At 48.9% G+C, this 15,673-nt stretch carries 12 protein-coding genes and 1 pseudogene; 5 read left to right on the top strand and 8 right to left on the bottom strand.

The annotated features are described in order from the left end of the window. A pseudogene (locus DXXMK7_RS23115) lies at positions 1–100 on the top strand (restriction endonuclease subunit M); the annotation flags it as partial. Between the two features lie 44 nt (positions 101–144). Here the strand turns inward: DXXMK7_RS23115 and DXXMK7_RS21390 are convergent. Further along, the gene (locus DXXMK7_RS21390; protein ID WP_231348807.1) at positions 145–1,566 is read right to left on the bottom strand and encodes a DUF2235 domain-containing protein; all 1,422 of its coding nucleotides are present in this window, start codon (positions 1,564–1,566) and stop codon (positions 145–147) included. A gap of 333 nt (positions 1,567–1,899) precedes the next feature. Here DXXMK7_RS21390 and vapB point away from each other — a divergent pair, with 333 nt between their 5' ends. Further along, positions 1,900–2,130 carry a type II toxin-antitoxin system VapB family antitoxin gene (vapB, locus tag DXXMK7_RS14585; RefSeq protein WP_038919728.1) on the top strand — a complete coding sequence of 77 codons (231 nt, stop codon included), beginning with the start codon at positions 1,900–1,902 and terminating at the stop codon, positions 2,128–2,130. Next, on the top strand, positions 2,130–2,534 hold the full coding sequence (vapC, locus tag DXXMK7_RS14590) for a tRNA(fMet)-specific endonuclease VapC (RefSeq protein ID WP_038919729.1): 405 nt from the start codon (positions 2,130–2,132) through the stop codon (positions 2,532–2,534). Before vapB ends, vapC begins: the two co-directional genes overlap by 1 nt. 276 nt (positions 2,535–2,810) lie before the next feature. On the opposite strand, the gene zorD is transcribed toward vapC, so the two are convergent. The 7 genes from zorD to DXXMK7_RS14620 all read right to left on the bottom strand — a co-directional run bounded on the left by zorD (position 2,811) and on the right by DXXMK7_RS14620 (position 13,739). Next, positions 2,811–6,056 (bottom strand): type I Zorya anti-phage system protein ZorD, encoded by a 3,246-nt coding sequence (gene zorD / locus DXXMK7_RS14595; protein WP_038919730.1) that lies wholly within the window; start codon positions 6,054–6,056, stop codon positions 2,811–2,813. Next, positions 6,056–7,741: a type I Zorya anti-phage system protein ZorC gene (zorC, locus tag DXXMK7_RS14600; RefSeq protein ID WP_038919732.1), complete on the bottom strand. Its 1,686-nt coding sequence runs from the start codon at positions 7,739–7,741 to the stop codon at positions 6,056–6,058. Before zorC ends, zorD begins: the two co-directional genes overlap by 1 nt. Beyond that, the gene (gene zorB1, locus DXXMK7_RS14605; protein ID WP_038919733.1) at positions 7,738–8,481 is read right to left on the bottom strand and encodes a type I Zorya anti-phage system protein ZorB1; all 744 of its coding nucleotides are present in this window, start codon (positions 8,479–8,481) and stop codon (positions 7,738–7,740) included. The genes zorC and zorB1 overlap by 4 nt, the downstream gene beginning before the upstream one ends. Positions 8,482–8,494: 13 nt before the next feature. Next, positions 8,495–10,684, bottom strand: coding sequence for a type I Zorya anti-phage system protein ZorA1 (zorA1, locus tag DXXMK7_RS14610; protein WP_038919734.1), 2,190 nt, complete (start codon positions 10,682–10,684; stop codon positions 8,495–8,497). A gap of 532 nt (positions 10,685–11,216) precedes the next feature. After that, complete coding sequence (locus tag DXXMK7_RS22840; protein WP_157987367.1) at positions 11,217–11,372, bottom strand: hypothetical protein; 156 nt, start codon at positions 11,370–11,372, stop codon at positions 11,217–11,219. Positions 11,373–11,614: 242 nt separating this feature from the next. Then, positions 11,615–12,487 (bottom strand): phosphorothioated DNA-binding restriction endonuclease, encoded by an 873-nt coding sequence (locus DXXMK7_RS14615; RefSeq protein ID WP_038919735.1) that lies wholly within the window; start codon positions 12,485–12,487, stop codon positions 11,615–11,617. Between the two features lie 307 nt (positions 12,488–12,794). Continuing rightward, the gene (locus DXXMK7_RS14620) at positions 12,795–13,739 is read right to left on the bottom strand and encodes a LysR family transcriptional regulator (protein ID WP_038919736.1); all 945 of its coding nucleotides are present in this window, start codon (positions 13,737–13,739) and stop codon (positions 12,795–12,797) included. Between the two features lie 120 nt (positions 13,740–13,859). Here DXXMK7_RS14620 and DXXMK7_RS14625 point away from each other — a divergent pair, with 120 nt between their 5' ends. Beyond that, positions 13,860–15,299 carry an NAD-dependent succinate-semialdehyde dehydrogenase gene (locus DXXMK7_RS14625; RefSeq protein WP_038919737.1) on the top strand — a complete coding sequence of 480 codons (1,440 nt, stop codon included), beginning with the start codon at positions 13,860–13,862 and terminating at the stop codon, positions 15,297–15,299. Positions 15,300–15,340: 41 nt separating this feature from the next. Further along, positions 15,341–15,673 carry a carboxymuconolactone decarboxylase family protein gene (locus DXXMK7_RS14630; protein WP_038667222.1) on the top strand — a complete coding sequence of 111 codons (333 nt, stop codon included), beginning with the start codon at positions 15,341–15,343 and terminating at the stop codon, positions 15,671–15,673.

Genomic DNA, 15,673 nt, shown 5'->3' on the forward strand with positions numbered 1-15,673 from the left:
GACCAATATCGAACGCGTAGTCACCGGACGTGATGCCGCGCTGCAACAGATAGAGCAACTCCTCAATCAGCTACAATCAATTTCAACGCTAACGGCGACTTTCATTTAACCATGATTCTATGAACATCATGAGAGCCAGCCCGTTCAATGAATTCTTATACCAACAGCAGGCGTATGCAGAATATGCGTTTCGATCGGCGATCTCAGCGTACCGTCAGGCTGCTTATGGCAACGCTTTATCGGCTGAGCAAAAATCCTAGACTCGCTGATAAACCCAGGCTTGAATACTGACAGTTTGTCATCTATCCAGATGGCGTAGTTCGCCGTGTTTCCCTCTTCGATGAAAGTGATCGCCAGTTCGGAACCCTCCGACTCAGCGCTTATCTGTTTCAGTGTCTTTGGTGCCAGCAATACGCTACTACCGTCCCCGATTCCACTGAAACGGTACTTCAACCGAATAGAACCGCCTTCAGGTGTAAACGTCACCGATGCGGGGTCGATGTTCTTGTCGACGCTCAGAAATTTAAGACTATTCGCCGTTTTTCTTAATTGCATTCGGGCAAACCACGTCACTGTTCTCTGCACATACATCCCGATTCCGCGATCGGCATTGGCGTCGTACATCGCCTGAAGACGATCAGCAACCATCGCCTGCTCCTCCAGCGTTAGCGGAGAGGCCGGTTTAGTAATATCATTTCGACCGGCATGATTGACCTGAGTCGGATCGAGGCTACCAAAGAGTTTATCCAGTAATCCCCGGGAATCATGTTTCCCTGCCAGAAGCGGGTTGTCGTCGCTCTCCCAGCAATTGTTCTCACTTAGCCCCATTGCATACAAAAACTGTTCTGTCAGTTGGATATAAACATCGCTGATTCCCTTAGGGTAGGATGCACCAATGTCAGAGTGTGCACCCGGCAATCGGATTAGATTGATACGACGCGGTGTTGGCCGAAAGCGCCATAGCAAGGGGAGAGGGGTCGGATCGCTATCTATTATTGGCGCAAAAGTCTGGTTCCGGGTTTCATTCGTCGCATAGAAGTGCACCAGATAATCCACGGACGACGGGATGTTTAACATCAGACTATAATTCTGCCCAGTGGCTACGGTGTCGTAAAGCAACGCATAAAATCTTGGGCTGGTACTAGCAGCCAAACTGTCAACCGTGCCAAATTGCATCGGCCACTGCTGCGTCACCAGATTCATATAATGCCGCGCTGTTGCAGCCCCTCGGCTGAATCCTGTTACAAATACGCGAATATCAGTGTTGGGGTTATCCAACAGCCACTTGCTCGCTTGCACGAAAAACTCGCTTTTTGCCTGCTCGGCAACGTCAAAACTGCTGGAGCCAGAGATCCCATCACGATAATCGATAGCACTGCCTTGCATGCCAACGCCACGATAATAACGATCGGCGTTCACTTGCCGGGCGATTCTTGCCACCAGCGTTTCACGTTCATCTAAGGGTATTCGAGTGCGATCGTTAAAGGTACCGTCAAACGCCACCTTGTAAATTTTGACTGGACGATGCCCAATTGGGTGTGTGATCAACGGCGCGTCCATCGGCATAGTTAAAGCCTTCTCGATATCCTCCAGATCAGTGACGCGTATCGGAACTGACCTGGTACCAGAGATTAGGCTGGTACAGGCACTGAGTACAATGCAACACAGCGCTGCTGTGATGAGTCTGCAGATCCAATATCTCAGAGTGGTATACATCCATTTATCCCTGATGCTGAAAAAGTGGGCGCTGTCTTTGCGCCTATACGGTGCAAAGAAAATATATTGCCACAATAAAGGCGAAGATTGAGTAAATACCTGCTCACCAAGGTATATCCCATTGACATATCCCATCAATATTCTATGCTATCGATAGCACAAAATTTCTCCAAGGAGATCGCCATGGAAAAAACCACAGTATTTAAAAGCAATCGCAGTCAAGCAGTACGACTCCCCAAAGCCGTTGCACTGCCCGATGATGTTAAGCAGGTTGATATCGTCGCGATTGGTCGCACACGTATCATTACTCCGGCAGGCGAAAGCTGGGACAGTTGGTTCGAAGAGGAAGGGGTAACGCCTGACTTCATGATCACCAGAGAGCAACCCGATGATCAGATCAGGGAAGATTTCTGATGCTGAAATATCTGCTTGATACCAATATCTGTATTTACACCATCAAGAACAAACCACAGGAAGTCAGGGACGCTTTCTACCGTTATTACGGGCAGTTTGCTATCAGTGCTATCACGCTGATGGAGCTGATTTATGGCGCGGAGAAATCGGTAAACCCAGAAAAGAATCTTGCCGTGATTGAAGGGTTTTCTGCGCGTCTGGAAGTGCAAACCTATGGTTTTGACGCTGCCGTGCATACCGGCCAAATTCGTGCGGAACTGGCAAGACAAGGAACCCCCATCGGCCCATATGATGCCATGCTAGCGGGTCACGCTCGATCAGCAGGTTTGATACTGGTAACGAACAATGTGCGTGAATTTGAGCGTGTGCCTGGGCTACGAGTGGAAAACTGGGTCAGTCGATAAGCTGCATTCTGCCCTACCCCAAAACAGGATATAATCCACGCCTACTGCGGATAACCCGCAAAAAATCCAGCCAGAAAGGTTTGGGGGCCCATTTGGGGGCCACTACGTTTTTCTAACTGCTGAAAATCCTTTTATTTCAATATAGATACGTGGCTAATTCGAATCCTGTAGGCCCTATTTGTTTGGGGAAGAAATCATCAGCATACGGGTTAAATGTATCAACACTATTTAGGACGAGTCAGTTTGAAGATTAAAAAACCGGAGTAGCCCGTTTTTTTAAGATGTGAGTAGCTGATTAAAATCCTCAGAAGCCAGATCGCCTTGAATACATAACATGTCTCTCGCTAATGCCCGACGCTTTTGCAGCAGTGCATCCAACGTTTCTTCAAACGTGGGGATACTGGCATCTGTTATAGTTGGATAATAAACATACACATCTTTTGTCTGACCAATACGATAGGCACGATCCGTCGCCTGGTCTTCTTTAGCCGGGTTCCAACAACGGGTGAAATGGATAACATGATTGGCTTTCTGCACATTAACCCCAAATCCGACCGCCACAGTTGAAAGGATAATGATCCCAAACCCAGGCTGATCCTGAAAAATATCGATGAGTTTTTGTCGGCTATTCGCACTTTCACTTCGAGTACTGGTATCACCATTGATGACATAAGGCTTGAAGCCAAATCGCTGATGAATGGCGTATTTCAATTCGCGCTGAATATCTCTCAGCTCAGTAAATATAATGACCTTATCATCACTCTTTTTCGCAATGTCTTCGAGTTTACGCATCATCCACTCCAGTTTGGGTGAGTGATCTCTTAAGCGGTTATCCGGTTTTACACTGTAGGGATGTGCGCAAATCAGCTTCAAACGATGCAATAAACCAAGCATTCCCATTCCAGGTTGCTCCAGTTCATCCTGCATTTTTTGTCGATTCTGATAAGAGGTAATCGATGAAACATACAAGTCGCGCTGCAAGGGATCCATAGCCAGTTGCTTACAGGATGTGTCCTCAATTTTTGAGGGTAAATCTTTTGCTACATCCTCTTTGGTGCGTCGCAGTGTCTGTACTTCGATAATGCGCCGTAGTGATTCCAGTACGAGACTATTTCTTTCGGGAGCGCCTTCAATTGGTCGTAAATATTGCTTACCGAAATCATTAAGCGCACCAAGCAAACCTGGCTGGGCAAAATCAAACAAACTCCAGAGATCCACCAGCGTGTTTTCAACAGGTGTTCCGGTACAGGCCACTTTAAACTGCGCCTGAATAGCATTCGCCGCATGGGTAATTAACGCGGCAGGATTCTTTATCTTCTGAGCTTCATCGCACACCATAATTGACCATTTTTGGCGTGCGAGAGAGAACTCTTGATCGCGCAAGGTTTCGTAAGTGGTTAACACGATTTTTGCACCACCAACCCAGCCTGGACGCAGCAGATTTTTAATGCCCTGCACTCTTAGTTCTACGGGGATTTCATCCTTATGGAACTTCACCGCTTTTACGGCATTACCATAAAGTTTAAGTACCTCAAGGTTTGCGGTATGAAAGAAATTATCCAGTTCGCGCTCCCAATTATCTAATAATGATACGGGTGCAACAATCATCGTGGGTAAACCATCAGGATTTTTTTCGATATACCACACAATAAAGGCCAGTATTTGCAGCGTCTTACCTAACCCCATGTCATCAGCCAATAAACAGCCTGACGTTTCCTCTGGCGATTTAAGAAACAGTTGTTGCAACCATGCTAAGCCCTGTCGTTGATGTTCACGAAGATGAATATGTTCTTTAAGCAAAACAGGCAATACAGGTTCTGCATCTTTCGCACTTAACAATGCCTCGCGTCGCTGCTTTATATAAGCTGCATGCTCAATGTTTTGCTCAATCTGCAGAACGGCTCTTTTTTCTGGCTCGGTGATATCTTTATCTGTGGCGATCTCCAGAGTCTCAATTTTCTTCTGCCAGTTTTTCAATAACGATTTAGCATCGTCAATCGGCAATGATTGCTTATTCCAGGGCATAGAGACGGTTGTGTCTTGTTGGGACTCCGCAGATTCAATGCGTTCTTCAAGGTCCGATAACTGTTCCTGGCTCTGCGGCTCCCAGCCCTCAAAAAAATCACTCGCCAGTAATGCTTCACCTAAGGTCTCTGGCAACCAGTCTTCACTTTCGCCCTTTATTAAAAAGGGAGAGGAAATCTTTTCAAACTCACCAATACCAATGACACGATCGCCATATTTATTCAGATCTAAAACTTCATCAAATTCGATACCCGCAATCTCTTGCTGCCAACGATGCAGGAGTGATTGGTAGTGTTCAAGTTGTTCGAACGTCAAATGGCTCAGTTCTAATTCATAACCTTGCCATATTCCCGCAGGTAGGCCCGACGCCAGTTTGACTGCCAGTTCCTGAATAAATTCGTCAAACTCATAGGGTTTCGTCAGAGAAAAAGTGATAGCAGGTTGCGGCCTGGCAGCAATAGGTTCTAAGACAAGAGATACGGACGAGATTCTTTTTGCTTCATCATCAAGCACAGGTGTAACAGAGAAACGGTGGAAAAAAATATGCGCATCCTGCAACGCTTTTTCATGTTGTTCAGGCGGGATAACACTGGCCGCATCCTCACCAATGAAAGTGTAGGGATTGCGAATAAAAGAGACGGCATCATCACCCGCTACACGCCTGCCAGTAATTGAATGCACAGAAGAGAGCACTTCTTTCACTTCCGGGGTGATGATCACGTGGCTGAGCGATCCATCCTCACCCAGAACACGGTACTGATCCTGCACTAACTTACTGTTATCGAAACTATTGAGCCATTGCGTTGGTTGGTCATCGAAAGAGGGTTCAATTTCAATTACAGGTGTGTTGTGAATGGTTGCTTTGCGTAGCTTGAGTCTTAACGATTCGGGTTTAACCACAATCGTTTTTGCCAGGTAGTTATCTAATTCTGCATGCGCTTTTTTGGCTAAGCGTCGTATTTTCGCCCAGCCAAGCTGATTGGTATTTTCTCCCGCTCTGCGCAGCTGTTCATCCCGAAATTGCTGCAAAGCAGTAAGGAGTAGCCAGTTCTCTTTGGTCTGTAAAAATTGCCCCTCAGGGCTGTTAAATATCGCCCCCATTCTTTCAACCTGAACAGACCGGTCAGTAGCACTTTCCTTCCAGCCACGGATATAAACGCTAAATTCAGAATCACTCAGGCTTCCACTACCTGCCAGACAAATCTTCAGCGGCTTAACCTCTGGAACACCTAATAATGGCAGGCTGGTGTGGTGATCCTCGTCGGCTGCCAGACGATACAACTCATCCCAGGTAAGCAGCCAGCGATCGGATAACTCAACGACATACTCTTCTTCTGAAAGCTGCTCCATATAGGCAACCAGGGGCCAAAGCGCATCCTCATCAGCCAGGTTAAATAAAAAAGATAGACCTGACTCTTCAACCTGATAACGGTGGCTTACTCGTTCCTCTGAGGATGAATCATTACCCATAAACTTACTGAGCAGGCGTTTCAGCATTATTTACTCCAGAACATAAGTGAATTACCGCGTTGCGGTGTAAAGCCGAGACGTAATAATTTTGCTTCAAAAACTGGATTTGATGCTGGCAAAATTATATACAGAGCACCACCTATCTCTCTTTTATCGTTAACAGTGCATTCGATGGTGCTTATTAGCTCCTGAATTTCCTTTTCTCTTTCGGTATCACTATTAATATTTTTTACTACCCCCGATTCGGGCACAAGTTCAGTTACAGGAGTATCATCCGGCAGATATCTAATGCCCAACTCTTTCAATTTATCGTCAAATTTTGCCATCCATCCTTCAATATATCTCAAATCTAAACGACGCACCGGTGATGAATGCAGCATTCTCGCAACAATGCCCGTTTTTTTCTTAAGCATATTATTGATATGTAGATATTCGCTTTCTGGCTTAAAGTCTTTATCTGCAATGCTATAAATAAACATAGCATTGCCGGTGCCCGAAAATTCAACGAAGAAATAATCACCAATTTGCATAATCATGGCATTGTCCCAGCTTCTGCCACCGATAAGCTGGCTCAAACGACCTTTATTTTTATCTCTGAATGCCACAAAATCTGAACTACGATCTTCCCACGCATCCTGCCCCATGACAATTCGAGTAAATCCCATCTGATTGGCAAACCGTAGCCAATAAAATAGTCGGGCCTGATCAACATCACCCTTACCTTTCAGCAACTGGAAGAAATGCGTTAAATCCTCTTTAGCCAGCCAGCTACGTACCATGCCGCAAATTTTTTCGCTGGTATCGGGATCTTTCAAATGAGTAAGCCAGAGGTTTTGTTTACTGCGTAATTGCGGGCTTCCCCAGCTTTCCAGTGCCATTTGCTTAAGCTGTGGATGCGGGGTATTTCTGAAAGAAGATCGGTAATACTGCATTAAACACGCACGTAAGATGATATTTTTATACCTTTCGCGCTGGCGAGCGAGTTCCAGCAGGTTGGGCAGCCGTTCTTTAAATGCATCATCATCCAGCTCTAAGATCTTTGCCAACAGAACAACAAAGGCCCGGTACCAAAGCCAGCTATCATCGGGAACCTGAGCCACAGTTTCCAGCGCAGAAAAATCAACCAGCTCGCCAGAACTCATTTTATTTGCCAGCAAGTTCCCGGCATCAGCAGTGAATAAATCCTGATATTCATCAATCACCGCCATCCAGCGTTTTTCTCGGCGTACCTGGCCTTTAATCACACCGTAGCCAATGCGAAGCTGATCGCGTAACGAACACCAATTGTTATTCTCGTCGGGCTTTTTCGCGTGATAACCAAAATAGCTGCTACATAAAAACTTCCACTCACGCCGTTTGAGTTTTTTCCTGTCTATCCGCTGCTGAATCTCTTGTTCAACCCGGTTATAAAGCGAATCATCCTCCAGCAGAACCGGAAATGCCGCATCGGGATCGCTATCAGCCAGGCCCGCAAAGATCAACTGCCAGTCATATCTCGTCAGCACTTTCAACTGGCGAAGTGCTGCGATCGCTTTAAGTCGCTTCGTCAGCGGAGGAACTGTCGTCCGTTCACTTTTCTCCATTTTGACAGACAGATATTGCTCTGCAGCCCTGAGCTTAGGAAAATCGCCAAAAGCGGTTGCTTCCGTATCAATATGCCGCTTGACGGTGGCAGCAATCTCCGATGACAGGCGGGATAAAGCGGAGATCATAACGGCATCTCCAACTGACATTTTTCGGTTGTAAGCCCGGCCGCACTATCCACATCGACTGCAGCCTTATCATGTTCATCTTTCAGACCAAAGAACTGCATGCGTAACTCAACGCGACGGCTGGCCTCTTTACTCTCTTTGGCGTTGTTAAACGAAACACCGCCCGCAAGGAACAGCTTGCGGATCTGCTCCTGTTGCAGAGGCGTTATCTGCTGCTGTAAGCGGCTACGGCTGTCCAGCAGGCTACACATCACCCACTCTGAACGCTGCAACGAAAGATGTAAGTTATACAGATAAGAACCATCGGTATCGGTAAAACCTTCAATAACAATCTGTTTGAACCACTTCTGCCCTTCCTCGCTGTTTGCAGCTTCCAGCACTAGCGGCACGACATCCTGCAGTGCTTTCTGACCGCTGGCATTGAGGAAAAATCGATTATGATCGAAACGGCCCGCTTCACCAAAGCTGATACGGTTATCACGACAATCAACAACGATGGTTTTATTGAGGTTGCGGGCGTGCAGCTCTAAACGCTCACACAGACGGGTAATATCTTGACCACGCAATTTCTCACCTTGTTCTACCCGCTGGATCCGCTGTGTTACCGAGCTTAATGAGGCCACCATAACGACCAGAAACAGCACCATCATGGCCGTCATCAGGTCAGCATAGGAAATCCAGAAGGGTTTCTCTGCCTCATCCGAACGCCGGGGCTTAATACGAAATGTTTGACCGAACATGATTCAGACTCCCTTACGCCGGCACTTTAGAAAGCACTTCTTCAAGGGTTTCAATACTTTCACCAAGCTCATCAATACCGCTTCCCAGGCGTTTAACAGCGCTGTCCAGGTTAGCATCCAGCGCCCCTAACGTGGTGTCGAGACTCGTTTTCATGCCGTCTGAGAACTGATTGAACCCATTAGCCAGCACTTGCCCTGCGTTTTCAAGGAACTCTTTTGCTTCGCGGTTATAGTCATGCAGCCCTTCATTGTGCTGTTTCAGCTCTTTCAGGAATTGGCTACGTGATTCCAGCTCAGACTGGGCATTGGCAATGATGCCTTCCAGCAATGTGATTGATTTTGCTACCGCCTCACGGTTGTTTCGATAATCTGCCACCACCGAGCCAAGCTCCTGGCTGGCCTGGCTCAACGTATTGCCTGTACCTTGCGCTTTAGTAAGCACATCAGCGGTGAGAAGATTTGCTTCTTTAACTTTGTCTCCTGCCATTTCAAAACGCTCGGCAGCCAGGCGCATTTTATCGGCCCCGGTGTGCATATCCTGTAAATGTGCGGAAGTCTGTTCTGCCAGTTTGCGCAACGTGCTTTCCGTCGCACCCTGCTGTTCATTCAATGCATTCAGCAGTGAGCGGACCTGCTCGTCGAAACCAGCGATGATCTGCTGCGTTTCCTGATGGAGAGATGTCTGAGTATCCTGTTGATGACTGGCCAGTTGCTGTTGTCCCTGCTCAAGCTGCGTAAACAGTGACCCCAGTTTCTCGCCCAGCGCCTCAACGGACGACGCCATTTGCTTCATGGTTTCACTTTGGCCTTGCTGGGACGTTTGCTGGATAGAGTCGATAAACGCTTTCATCTGTTCAGCCATCGCTTTTTCACGCGCTTCGCTATCGGCAAACATTTTTTCCAGCTGCTGCGCCATCCGTTCACCCGCGCCTTCACCTTCGGCACCAATTTTGGCGACCGACGATTGCAGGCTGGCCAGCATATCGTTCATCCCTGCCTGCATTGCAACCTGTCCGGATTTCATCTCACTGAGCAACTGCGACATCAACTCAGCACTGCCCTGGCGGGTGTCCTCGCTGGCACTACGCATATCCTGCAACAAACCGGCAAAACCCGATTGCATTGCCTCAATGGCGCCAACAGATTGCCCCATCATCTGGTGCATATTTTCGAACTGCTTGCCAAAGGTATTGTCGAGTTTGGACATAAATGCCGTCAGGACATCCTGAAGCATATTCTGTACCTGACCCGACTGATCGCCGCTGGCGGTTTGTACCGCACCGGCAATTTTATCTAACGGTGACTTCAGGCTATTTTCGATGGCTCCACTCACCTGCTCGGCAAACTGCTGGCCAGTATCACGGTAGGTGGAAGATAAGGTGTGCGCTAGCTTTTCATTTTCAGCGACCTGGCTTGCGACCAGGTTCTGAAGCATATCGCGGAGATCGGTCACCAGGCTGTCTTTAAGCTGTTTGGCCTGGGTGGCACTTTCGTTGCTCGATTTCACCAGTTCAGCAAGGTATTCTTCCCCCACACCGGTTTCAAATAGCTGATCAACAGCGGCAGTAAACTGTTCAAGATATTTATAACACTTCGCTATCGACAGCTTTTCCAGCCACGTAACGAAGATTGACGCCGCGATGGCGGTAAACGACCCTAAAAAAGCGTACAGCACATCCCGCAAGAGCGAAGCCACACTGCTGGTAACTTGCTCGGGCGTGCTGGGGTCGAAATGATTTAAACCGATCATCAACCCATAAAATGTACCGATAATGCCGACCCCCGTCAGGATCCCTGGCAGGTGCTTAAAAAACTCGGTATTAAGCGGAATATCAATTAATTGCTGCTCAGTAAAAAATGCCGCCGCGGGGGCCGTTGCCCGAACGTCTTTTAATTTTAGTTCTCCATCGACAAGCGTTTTTTGTTGATGGAGTGACTCTGCAAACTCACTCCAGGAGTGTGCTAGTGACGTCCCGGTAAATAACTCGCTCAGCTTCTGTAGCTTTACTGCCGTTGTTTCATTCTTCCAGCCTGAAATGATCACTGACTGCTTCTTCAGTTTACTGACAATTTTAATTGCCCGATAAACATACAAAACAGCAAAAAATGCCAGCGCAACAGCAACGACAATAATAACGACCAGCGGAACCTTTTCGGGTTGCACGGAGGTCAATATAGTTAAAAACGAGTTAAGCCAATCCATTTTTCATCCCGAGTCAACAACAGATTATTTATCTGACAACTACCCACTGGCACTCATAACAAGGTGTTATAGCGCAATAATAAACTGATATGCAGTTTTCGAATCACGGAGAGAGGTGACGCCAGCAAAAGAGAGTGAACATCGATAACCCATCGCCCACAGCGCCAGACCACCTTTTATTCTTTATGCAATCACATTCCTCTCACAAATCATAACCTGCTGCACAGGGATAACAAGTAGCAAATAGCCAACCAATCCCTCTTTTAATGCACAATAAAAAACACTAATAAATTTACCCTTACCTTGAAGGTATATATCCCAAAAAAATAAATAACATAGATAAATAATTAGCGCATTCATGGTAATAAAATGAAACCATCACACAATAAATAACCTATCATTCTAGTTGATTACGTTAAGACAGAATAAACACAATTCACTTGGCATTCATGTCGCACCTGCCACAGATAACTAAAGATCAATCGCCACTACAAGTACATTCCTACCGGCAAGCCGGTCTATATGCCATGTTTTAGGTTCTAGGGAAGAAAGAAGGTGACGACGTTAATGGCAGCATCAGGTTTTCAAGATCGATTACGCCGCCATCATTTACTTTTAATTCGCGCAGAATGGGCATGGCATTTTGATGGGACACAAAAGCGAAGATCGCGTCTAACGTGATATTCATCACTTCGCCTGTACAATCTGTGTGCTGATAACTACCCAATAGTGGATCCCATCCGCATCACTTTCTAATAACCTAAAAAATAAAAAATTCTGGTCGGGGAAAAATCCGTCAAAAAAACAACCACACATCAGACAAATCTTATAAATTCATCTGATTGTAATAACCTTTAGCAAATTTTCACTTATTCTTCAGCTAGCTTCCCTGTGGTTAGTACAGTGAATTTGCCCACCTTAACTGAGACATTACGCTTTAAACACCTGCCCCCGATGCCATTCAACAAACTGCTCCAATGGGTAATACTCCCGTTTTTTGGGCATAAAAAGCGGTTTTCCCTCAAAGTCCCAGAACAGGCGTTCAACAATCTTGCTGCCGTTAACACCCTCAGAAACCATCAATTTCATTTCGTCATTAATACCGATAACACCAATATCAAACGCGGAATGGTGTACCGAGCATAAGGCTAGCCCATTGGTCACGGTACAAGGGCCACCGCATTGTTTCCATTTGATGTGCGCGGCTTCCAGGCCAACAGGTGTCGTATCGTGGCGTAAATCATAGCCGCATACCGCACAACGGTATTGATACGCACGTAACACCGTCTGACGAAAATGGGGATCACGGGATTTTCTGACATCCTCTATCGGCAGTTCCAATCGATTGGCAATCACTTCCTGCACACTCTCAGGAAAGTGTTCGCTCAAAATCTGCTGGGCCAATCTCTCAATGAATCGTGGCTGTTTTTTTAATAGTTGATAGCTGGCTTCATCAAACCCGCCCATGACATCATGTTGAATAAGTTCACGATTGGGCGGCTCTTTACTACCTTTCTGCGGTGAGCAGCGATCATCGTTCTGTAATTCCCAAAAACCATCACCTCGCAGTCGCCAAAATGGCATCTCAGGGTAATGAGTCCGCCGCTGTGGCCCAAAGCTGTTCAGCAGTGTCAGGAGGTGAGGACGAATTTCATTGCCGTAGTGAAATAAACGCGGATGCCCTTGCTGATAGGCTGACAGCACATAAAGCAGCAACAGCGGCTTATGTGGCGCACGCTGGTCGCCTTTACGCCACATAGACATGTTGGTGATTGCTGTTTGAAGAGCCTGAACAGATGACATACTCAAGACTGATGAAAAGAGAGATTTATTGCGATAATGCTCGCAAAATCAGTGAGGCTCAAGTGTCTTATTAATAGCAGCCCAGCTTATCAGGCTCAGCTTCTGTTCACCTTTACACTGTGCAGTCTGAATATCTGATTGTGACCCTGACTAAATCACCACAGGTTTAGAGACACCTCAACGTCATTTTGGAGTTTAAATCCAGAGGGAATAAATTTGCACCTAATTTATCCCCCTTCTACCGGATGCCACTAAATACGCCGATCAGGCTTACGTTCTGCATCACGTTTCTGGATGGACTTACGGCTCATTCAGCACAGGTGGCAGACGAATCAGTCAGTGACCAGGTATTCGGCTGACCGATATAGGCCCTCAACGCATCAAGGAAAACCGTTACGCGGGCTGGCGGATTTCTCAGTGCGCGTAATGCGTAAATACCCGTCGATGCCTGTGGTTGCAGGCACAACGCCGGGAACAGCTGTGTCAGAAGACCCGCTTTGATATCCGGACCAACCACCCAGTCCGGTAGCCAGGCGATACCGCTCCCCGCCACTGCCGCCAGTCGCATGGCGTCAAAATCATCACAACCGAACATCGGGGGAAAGCCGGCTGCGCGTACCGGCTGCCCCAGCACACCGGCCCAGTTCAGCAGGTCAGAACCGTGAAGTTTATCGATCAGGCGATGCGTCGAAATCTCCTCTGGCGTGGCGGGTACTCCCGCCTTTGCCAGATACGCCGGGCTGGCGCACAGCACCCGGGTCTGTGTACCGATGCGACTGCCTATCAGGGTGCTGTCGGCCATATCACCGATGCGGATAACCAGATCCAGCCGCTCAGCAACCGGGTCTGCCAGCCGTTCCGTCAAATCCAGTTCCAGCCTTAAATCAGGATGCTGCTGCGTCAGTTGCGCCATGACGGGAAGTACGTAGCGTTTGCCGAATGTCGGATAGCACGCCACCCGCAAAATGCCCGTAACGGCGCCTTTCATCGAGGCCAGCTCCTGCTGTGCGTCCGCCAGTGAATCCAGTATTTGTCTTGCCCGGATCAGCAACGCTTCGCCGGCATCCGTCAGCGTAAGATGTCGGGTTGAGCGCAGAAACAACGGCGTATCAAGATGCGCCTCAAGCGCATCAATCTGGCGGCCGATCGAGGAAGGGGTGCGTCCACGACGACGACCGGCTCCAGAAAAACTGTTCTCGCGCGCGACATCAACAAAAACGCTCAGGAACTCGGCGAATTTCTCTGACTGCATCTGTGCATTTCCTGCATAGCTGTTGTGGGGAGAAGCCATCTTATCAGTCAGTTCCCCCAATCTTAATATTCTTCCCACAGCAAGTTCACCTACAGACATCATTGAACCGGGAAAGAAAATATGAAAACCACCACCTATGATCCGCTCTACCTATTTATTAATGGCGACTGGCTGGAAGCCGGCAACCGCGATACCGTCTCCGTCATTAATCCGGCTACGGGGGATGCGCTGGGGCGACTGCCGCTGGCCACCACGGCTGATTTGAATAACGCACTGGATAGCGCCCAAGAGGGATTTGAAGTATGGCGTCGCACAGTACCGGCCGAACGTGCGCAAATAATGAAAGATGCTGCGGCATTGATGCGCGAACGTGCGGAACTCATTGCCGCCCAGATGACCCAGGAAGAAGGCAAGCCGCTGTCGGAAAGCCGTGATGAGGTGCTGCGCGCGGCCGATTACTTTGAATGGTTTGCAGAAGAAGCCCGTCGTATCGACGGGCGCGTGGTACCGGCGAATCGCCCCGGCGTGCAGCAACTGGTTAAAAGACAGGCCATTGGCCCTGTAGCCGCGTTTACCCCCTGGAATTTCCCGGCGATAACGCCGGCCCGAAAACTCTCTGCGGCGCTGGCGGCAGGCTGCAGCGTCATTCTGAAGCCCGGCGAGGAAAGCCCGGCAACCGCCCTGGCGCTGGCCCGTTGCCTTGATGACGCGGGCCTTCCCAAAGGGGTTCTGCAGGTCGTATTCGGTGTACCAGATAAGGTCTCATCCCAGCTCATTGCCTCTTCGATCATCCGCAAAGTCGCCTTCACCGGCTCGGTACCTGTGGGCCGTTTGCTGTCCGAGCGGGCGGCGGCGGGTGTGAAGCCGATTACCCTGGAACTCGGCGGACATGGCCCGGTGCTGGTCTTTGACGATGCCGATATCGACGCTGCCGCGGATGGCGGGGTCGCCAACCGGTTCCGTGGAACCGGGCAGATCTGTATATCCTCAACCCGCTTTTTAATCCAGCGCGCATCCTATGATCGCTTCGCCGAGCGCTTTGTTAGCGCAACGGAGAAACTGATTATCGGTGACGGCATGGACGCCAAAACGCAGGTCGGCCCACTGGCCAATCAGCGCCAGTTGGAAAAGATGGAATCGCTGGTTGCTGATGCGGTGGAACGGGGCGCGAAGGTACTGACAGGTGGGAAACGTATTGATCGCCCCGGCTTTTTCTTTGAGCCAACGGTGCTCGCCAACGTCCCGATGAACGCCCGCATCCTGCATGAAGAGCCGTTTGGCCCAATCGCGGTCCTGATGCCGTTCGATACCCTGACAGATGGTCTGGCGGAGGCGAATCGCCTGCCCTATGCCCTGTCTGCCTATGCCTTTACCCGTGACGCACGCACCGCAATGGATGTGGGGGACGGCCTGGAGGCCGGCATGATCGGCATCAATCAGTACCGCATCATCGCGACGGAACTGCCCTTTGGGGGAATGAAGGAAAGCGGTCATGGCTCTGAAGGGGGCACCGAAGGGATTGGACACTATCTGACCAACAAATTCATCAGCCAGATTTGATGCATAACCTGACCCGAATCACCAAAGATAAGGAACACACCATGAAAGCGATTGATTTTACCCGTCCCCGCGCTGCCGCCCGGCCCTTCACTCCCGAGCTGTCTGATTTTGTCGAACAGCCGCTGTACTCTCAGGTCTGGACTAACCCGGCATTGGCTCCCCGCGATCGCAGTTTGATCACTATCGCCTGCCTGATCGCCCTGAATCATGCAAACGAACTGCCCGCCCATCTACGTCGGGGTATTGAAAATGGGCTGACCCGGGAAGAACTCAGCGCGGTCATCACCCATCTGGCTTTCTACGCAGGCTTTCCTGCCGCCATCACCGCATCGGCAGTCGCGAACGCAACATTCAGCGAGGACGGCGCAGCCTGA

Source organism: Dickeya sp. MK7 (genome assembly GCF_000406305.1).
GTDB classification, from domain to species: Bacteria; Pseudomonadota; Gammaproteobacteria; order Enterobacterales; family Enterobacteriaceae; genus Dickeya; species Dickeya fangzhongdai.